Genomic DNA, 6,543 nt, shown 5'->3' on the forward strand with positions numbered 1-6,543 from the left:
CCCGGAGCCAGCGGCGGGCCCGCTCGCCTGTCCAGCGGGCGCGGGCGGCGGGTTCGGCCGCGTCGTCCGCGTAGGCCGCCGTCACGAAGGCGCCGAACAGGTGCCGCTTCAGCGCGCCCGCGGTGCGGAAGCGTCCGGCCGCGAGGAGTTCGGCGGGGTCGGCCGCGGTGTCGCTGTAGGCGGCGCGGGCGAGCGACACCATGAGCGGGGTGCTCAGTACGTCGCGTAACAGCCGCACCTCCGCCGCCTTGTCGTGCTGGTCGGCCAGGCGCGCCAGAACCGGGTCCCACTTGGTGCCCGCACCCCTCCCGCGCGGTCCTGAGCCGCCGCGCGGGCGTGCGGAGCGCGGCAGGTAGGCGTGGACGGCTCCGGCGTCCAGGGAGCGCAGCTCCACCGCGGCCATGCCAGGCAGCCGTACGTCGCCCTCCTCGACGGCGGCGGTGAAGGCGCCGCTCCGGCTGGTGAGGACGAGCCGCAGTGTGCCGCGCAGGCCTTCGCGCAGTTGGACGAGCGCGTCCACGCGTTCTCTGGCGGGGAGTTCGTCGAAGCCGTCCAGTACAGGCAGTACGAGGCCGGAGGTGAGGAGCCGGTGTGCCACCGTACGGCGTGATGCGAGCGGCGAGGTGAGGGCGTCGGGGTGGGCCTCGGCCAGTGCTCCCGCGGCCCACCACCACAGGGACGGCTGGGTCCTGGGGCTCCAGGAGGCCAGGGGCAGCACGACCGGCACAGCTTCGCCACGCTGTCTGCCGTGCAGCAGCTCCCTGGCGAGGTGTACGACGAGAGCGGACTTGCCGGCACCGGGGGCGCCCAGTACCAGCAGCCTCCCGCGCGGCAACCGGGCGTAACAGTCGGCCACTTCACCGAACTCCCCGGCCGGCGGGGACACGTTCCCGTCGTCGCTGAGCCCCTCGTGGTGGTCGCCGAGTCCCAGCCGCGCGGGCGCCCAGCGGACGGGGAGCGACATCGGGTCGGTGATACGGCCGTGCTCCTCCTCCTGGGCGTAGCGTGCCGCCAGGGTCCTGGCGAGGGTGTCCGCGAGGTCGTTCAGGTTCCGCGCGGGGATGTGGACCTGGAGTGCGCGTATCTCACGGCGGCGCCGCGCCACCAGCGTGATGCCCAACAGCAGGGCGAGTCCCCCGCAGCCCGCTGCGGCCAGCCAGCGGACCCGGGTCCCGGTCACGAGGCTGCTGCCACCGGCGCCCAGGAACACACCGAGCGCGACCAGGACGGCGGCGGCGAGCGCGGCGAACAGGTAGTCCCGTCCGGCGGGTCGCACCTGGGTCACGATGCTGCCCACGCTCTGCGCCTGGATCACGGGCCCCTCGAAGTGGCCCGCCGATATCTCGTTCCGTACGGCGGGCGCCATGTCGCCCGCCGCCGCGCGCTCACGGGCGTCCCCCGACTCACGCCGCATCACCGAACCACCTCCCCCTCGGGCAGCCGCCGCAGGTCCAGTGTGCCCGTAGGGGACGCCGGAGAGGGCGGTGGAACCCAGCCGTTGTCCACCTGTGATTCGCGGCGCGCCACCGGAGGCGCGACACCACCCGGTGGACCGGGGCAGGCCTGCGATGATGATCTCTACGTGTTTCACGGCGGGGGGCGGAAAAATGGGGATGTCGCTTCCCGAGGGGCTGGCCACACCGGCACTCGTGGTCGATCGGGACGTTCTGGGCCGGAACATCTCACGCATGGGTGAGGCTTCGCTGTCCGGTGCGTTCGCGCCGCTTCCGCACACCGAGAGCCACACGTGCGCACGGATCGCCGAACTTCAGCTCGACGCCGGACTGCGTGTTGTCGGTGTGTTCAGTGGCGGGTCGGCCCCGACCACGGGCGAGTGGCGGCCTGGCGCCGTGAACGCGTTACGGCCCGGCGTCGACGTCTTCAACGACGCCACCCAACTGGCCATGGGGAGTTGCGGAGTTGAGGACCTGGCGCTGGTCGTCGCCGCTACGGTGATCAGCGTTCCCGCTCCGGGCCGCTTCGTCCTGGACGTCGGCAGCAACGTTCTCGGCTCGGACCGGTCGCCGTGGGTGACGGGCCACGGCTACCTGCCGGACTTCCCGCGGGGAACGGTCACCGGGTTGTGGGAACACCGTGCCGTTGTCCGCCTTCCGGACGGCGTGCCGGGCCCGCGCCTGGGGTCGGTGACCGCCCTCGTCCCCAACCACGTGCGCGCGCCGGTCAGTCTCGCCGACGAACTGGTGGTCGCCCGGCACCGCGAGGTGATCGGCCACTGGCCGGTGACGGCACGAGCCACCCGGACCTGACACACCTCGGCCCGGCACCACCGCCGCGAACGCCGCGCGCCGTCTCACGGCTCGGGACACCGTCTAAGCTCGGGGAATGGCGAAGTATTTCGACGTTCACCCCGAGAATCCTCAGCGACGCACCATCAGCACTGTGGCTGACAGCATCCGGTCCGGCGCGCTCATCGCGTACCCGACGGACTCCTGTTACGCATTGGGGTGCCGGCTCGGCAGTCGTGACGGCATCGACCGCATCCGGTCGATTCGCCGTCTCGACGATCGCCACCACTTCACCCTGATGTGCCAGAGCTTCGCGCAACTGGGTCAGTTCGTGCACATCGACAACGACGTGTTCCGGGCGATCAAGGCGGCGACACCCGGCAGGTACACCTTCATCCTGCCGGCGACGAAGGAGGTGCCGCGCCAGTTGCTGCACCCGAAGAAGAAGACCGTCGGGGTCCGGATCCCCGACCATGTCGTCGCCCAGGCCCTGCTGGCGGACCTCGGCGAGCCGCTGCTCTCCAGCACCCTGCTCCTGCCGGACGAGGAAGAGCCCCTGACGCAGGGGTGGGAGATCAAGGAACGGCTCGACCACGTCGTGGACGCCGTGCTCGACTCGGGCGACTGCGGCACCGAGCCGACGACGGTCATCGACTTCTCGGACGGAGAGCTGGAGATCGTACGCCGGGGCGCGGGCGACACCACGCGGTTCGAGTAACCGCGGCCACTGGGCCGGTCGGAAGCCCGCGCTCGCCCGCGGTCAGGGCCCGTTGGTATGTTCCGGTAATGAACATACGGCGGGTGGACGGCAGCGCGGGCGACGCGGACTACGGCGTGATCGGTGGCGGCTACGTCGGGTACCGGCAGCCCGACCCCCGTATCGCCGAAGCGATCACCAGGGCTCTGGGTGACGCTCGGACGGTGCTGAACGTCGGTGCCGGTGCGGGATCGTACGAGTCGACGGCGCTGGAGGTGACGGCCGTCGAGCCGTCAGCGTCCATGCGTGCGCAGCGGCCGGCGCACCTGCCCCCGGCCATCGACGGGGTCGCGGAGGACCTCCCGTTCGCCGACGCCAGTTTTGACGCGGCGATGAGCACGTTCAGCGTCCACCAGTGGAAGGACGTGCGGGCCGGGCTGCGCGAGATGCGGCGCGTGGCGCGCGGGCCGGTGGTGCTGCTGACCTGTGATCCGGACCTGGTACGCGACTTCTGGCTGTACGAGTACGCACCCGCCGTCCTGGACACCGAGGCGGGGCGTTACCCGTCCGTCGCCACGATCTCCGAGGCGCTGGGCGGAGAGGTGACCGTGGAGCCGGTGCCGATCCCGGCCGACTGCACGGACGGCTTCAACGAGGCGTACTACGCGCGCCCGGAGCGGCTGCTGGATCCCGGGGCCCGGCAGGCGAACTCGGCCTGGAGTTTCGTGGATGCCGCTGTGCGCGAGCGGTACGCCGAGACACTGCGGCACGCTCTCGAATCCGGTGCCTGGGACCGCCGCCACGGCGCCCTGCGCGAGCAGGGCACCCTGAACGGTTCGCTGGTTCTGGTGCGTTCGGTCCCGGCTGCGTAACGCGCCGGGCCGGGAGCGGCCAAGAGCTGCCGCGGCCGGCCCGGGGCGGCTATCCGAAGGTGAAGGAGTAGGCCTGGATCCCGGGGGCGGGCTGGATCTCGACGGTGGCCTCGCGTGCCGTGTCGTCGTTGATGAGCGGGTAGAGCGTGGGCGTGCCGTGGACCTGGATGGTCTTCGTCACCTTGCCGTTGACGAGGACCTTGACCGGGCCGTCGCCGGCGAGGACGAGGTTGACGTTCTTGGCCTTGTAGCCGAAGTCGAGCCGCGCCCCGGCCCCGGCGGTGAAGTAGTCGTAGCCGGCCGTCCATGTACCGCCCAGGGCAAGCCGGTTGAGGGGAACGTCGGCCGGCAGGTGGTAGGCGGTGGCCTTGTCGTCGACGAGGGGGTCACCGACGTAGCCGCGGATACGCAGGTTGCTGAGGTAGGTCTCGGGCGTGCGGTCCTTGGTGAGGGCGGGATCGCTCTGCCCGGTCTTCGCCGGCAGTCGCACAGCGGGATTCGCCTGCTTGAGCAGGGTGCGGATGAGGTCCTCGGTCTGTGCGTACGTGCCCTCGCCGAACTTGAAGTAGCGGACGGTGCCGTCGGCGTCGATCAGGTACTTCGCAGGCCAGAACCGGTTGCGGTAGTTGTTCCAGGTGGTGAGCTTGTTGTCGAGCGCGACGGGGTAGGTGACGCCGAGCTTCTTCGCCTGGTCGGCCACATTGCCCGCGTCCTTCTCGAAGGCGAACTCCGGTGAGTGGACGCCGATCACCTCGAGGCCGCTGTTCTTGTACGTGCTGTTCCAGGCTTCGATGTGGGGCAGGCTGCGCTGGCAGTTGACGCAGGAGTAGGTCCAGAAGTCGATCAGAACGACCTTGCCGTGCAGCGCCTTGAGGTCGACGGGCTTCCCGCCGGGGGTGTTGAGCCACTTGGCGATGCCGTCGATGGCGGGTGCCGGTCCGCACGAGCGCAGTTCGTCGACGCCGTCCTCGCAACGGGAGAGCTGCTTGTTCTTGTTGTCCTGGAGACCGGAGAGCTGCTGGCGCGCGGTGTCGTTGTCCTCGATCTTCTTCTGCGCGACGGAGGTGTAGTCGGGCAGGGCGCGCTGGATCGCGTCGGTGACGTTGAACGCGAGGGCCAGCGCGAGGGCGATCATCAACGTACCGGCGGCGATGCGCAGCTTGCGCGCACGGGTACGGAACGCGCTGACGCGCTCGGCGACCCGGCGGCCCGCCAGCGCGAAGATCAGCAGCGGGACGGCGGTGCCGACGGCGAAGGACAGGGTCAGGGCGACGATGTCGAGACTGATCTCCCCGCGCGCGCCGGCGACGGTGATGGCGGCCAGAACGGGTCCGGCGCACGGCACGTACAGCAGCCCGAGGCCCAGGCCGAGCACGAAGGCGCTGCCTTCCTTGTTGACCTGGCGCTGCGGGATACGGGCGAAAGGCTTCTCCAGCAGCCGCTCGACGGGCGGGAAGATCAGCCCCAGGCCGATGAAGACCAGCAGGGCGAGCCCGACGTATCGCAGGATGTCCTGCGGCAGCCCCAGGGCCGAGATCAGGGTGACGCCCAGCAGGGTGAAGAAGCTGAAGCTGATGACGAGGCCGGCGACCACGGCGTAGGGGCGCCGGTTACGCGGAGCCTTGGGCGCCTCAGGGGACGCGACGACCAGCGTATCGCCGTGCTGTTCGCCGTCCTGCTCGCCGTCGCGCTCGCCGCTTTGTTGTACGGGTTGTGCGGCGGCGGGCTGTACAGCGGCGGCTCGTGCGGCGGATGGCCGTCGCTTCGGCGGCGCCGCGCCCGGTGGCGCCTGGTTGCCGGGGCCGCCGGCCAGGAAGACGACCGGCAGCACCGGGAGAATGCAGGGCGAGACGGCGGTGATGAGACCGCCCAGGAGCCCGATCAGGATCAACGTGAGCATGGGCGTCCGCCTTCGGTCCCCGAGAGCGGCCAACCCGCTCTGCGGTCGCTCCTGATTCGTCGGCGGACGGAGCCTGGATTGGTCCTGGGCCCCCTCGGGTTCCGCATCTGCGAGGCCCCGGGCCCGATCCACCTCGCACATATGACCTTCGCGTGACCCGCTCGGAAGGAGCCCCGGGCGCGGCGTCACGACGAGTGAGCGCTTACGCTGCACAGAGAACAGGGGCCGGACAGAGGATGGGATCAGAGCATGGCGAGCGACCAGCCGGACGCGCCGGCCGCATCCCGTCGTATCCCTCCGGGCCAGCGCCACGTCCGTGGATGGCCCGTATCGCACTACGGTCCCGTCCCCAAGTTCCGCCCTGAGCGCTGGGACCTGCGGGTCTTCGGGGCCACCGCGACGGGCGCCGAGCACCGCTGGGCGTTCGACGACCTGACCGCCTTCCCGCACACCACGGTCGTCGGTGATCTGCACTGCGCGACGGGCCCGACGTCCACCGACCACGAGTGGTACGGAATCGCCGCCAGGGCTCTGCTGGACCTGGTCCCCCCGGCGCCGGAGGTCACGCACGTCATGGCCTGGGCGGAGTACGGCTACGGCGCCAACCTCCCGCTCAGCGACTTCACCACCGACCGGACCCTGCTGGCCACCCACCACAACGGGGAGTCGCTCACCGTTGAGCACGGCTTCCCCCTGCGCCTCGTCGTACCGCACCTCTACGGGTACAAGAGCCCCAAATGGCTGCGCGGTATCGAGTACATGACCGAGGACCGGCGCGGCTTCTGGGAACTGCGCGGCTATCACAACCTCGCCGACCCGTGGAAGGAA

Annotated in this window: 6 protein-coding genes; 4 read left to right on the plus strand and 2 right to left on the minus strand. The window is 70.6% G+C overall.

Features of this window, described 5'->3' with window-relative positions; all coding sequences use genetic code 11:
* On the minus strand, positions 1-1,414 hold a 1,414-nt coding region (locus QR77_RS43085; protein WP_150130344.1), incomplete at its 3' end, for an NACHT domain-containing protein.
* A gap of 274 nt (positions 1,415-1,688) precedes the next feature.
* Between QR77_RS43085 and QR77_RS03155 the strand changes: the two genes are divergently transcribed.
* The 3 genes from QR77_RS03155 (at position 1,689) to QR77_RS03165 (ending at position 3,815) form a co-directional block, all read left to right on the plus strand.
* The gene (locus QR77_RS03155; protein WP_236710516.1) at positions 1,689-2,267 is read left to right on the plus strand and encodes a hypothetical protein; all 579 of its coding nucleotides are present in this window, start codon (positions 1,689-1,691) and stop codon (positions 2,265-2,267) included.
* A 76-nt stretch (positions 2,268-2,343) separates the two neighbouring features.
* On the plus strand, positions 2,344-2,964 hold the full coding sequence (locus QR77_RS03160; protein WP_040019545.1) for an L-threonylcarbamoyladenylate synthase: 621 nt from the start codon (positions 2,344-2,346) through the stop codon (positions 2,962-2,964).
* Positions 2,965-3,032: 68 nt separating this feature from the next.
* Complete coding sequence (locus tag QR77_RS03165; RefSeq protein ID WP_040019546.1) at positions 3,033-3,815, plus strand: class I SAM-dependent methyltransferase; 783 nt, start codon at positions 3,033-3,035, stop codon at positions 3,813-3,815.
* Positions 3,816-3,864: 49 nt separating this feature from the next.
* Here the strand turns inward: QR77_RS03165 and QR77_RS03170 are convergent, their stop codons facing one another.
* A complete protein-coding gene (locus tag QR77_RS03170; RefSeq protein ID WP_040019547.1) occupies positions 3,865-5,715 on the minus strand; it encodes a cytochrome c biogenesis protein CcdA in 1,851 nt (616 codons plus the stop codon).
* A gap of 249 nt (positions 5,716-5,964) precedes the next feature.
* On the opposite strand from QR77_RS03170, the gene QR77_RS03175 reads away from it, so the two are divergent.
* Positions 5,965-6,543: molybdopterin-dependent oxidoreductase (locus tag QR77_RS03175; protein ID WP_040019548.1), on the plus strand; the 579-nt coding region annotated here is incomplete at its 3' end.

This window comes from Streptomyces sp. 150FB (assembly GCF_000818195.1).
Lineage (GTDB): Bacteria > Actinomycetota > Actinomycetes > Streptomycetales > Streptomycetaceae > Streptomyces.

Bases quoted from the DNA above. Each gene is read 5' to 3' on its own strand.
- QR77_RS03155 (WP_236710516.1), top strand. From the start codon at position 1,689: ATGGGTGAGGCTTCGCTGTCCGGTGCGTTCGCGCCGCTTCCGCACACC.
- QR77_RS03160 (WP_040019545.1), top strand. From the start codon at position 2,344: ATGGCGAAGTATTTCGACGTTCACCCCGAGAATCCTCAGCGACGCACC.
- QR77_RS03165 (WP_040019546.1), top strand. From the start codon at position 3,033: ATGAACATACGGCGGGTGGACGGCAGCGCGGGCGACGCGGACTACGGC.
- QR77_RS03170 (WP_040019547.1), bottom strand. From the start codon at position 5,715: ATGCTCACGTTGATCCTGATCGGGCTCCTGGGCGGTCTCATCACCGCC.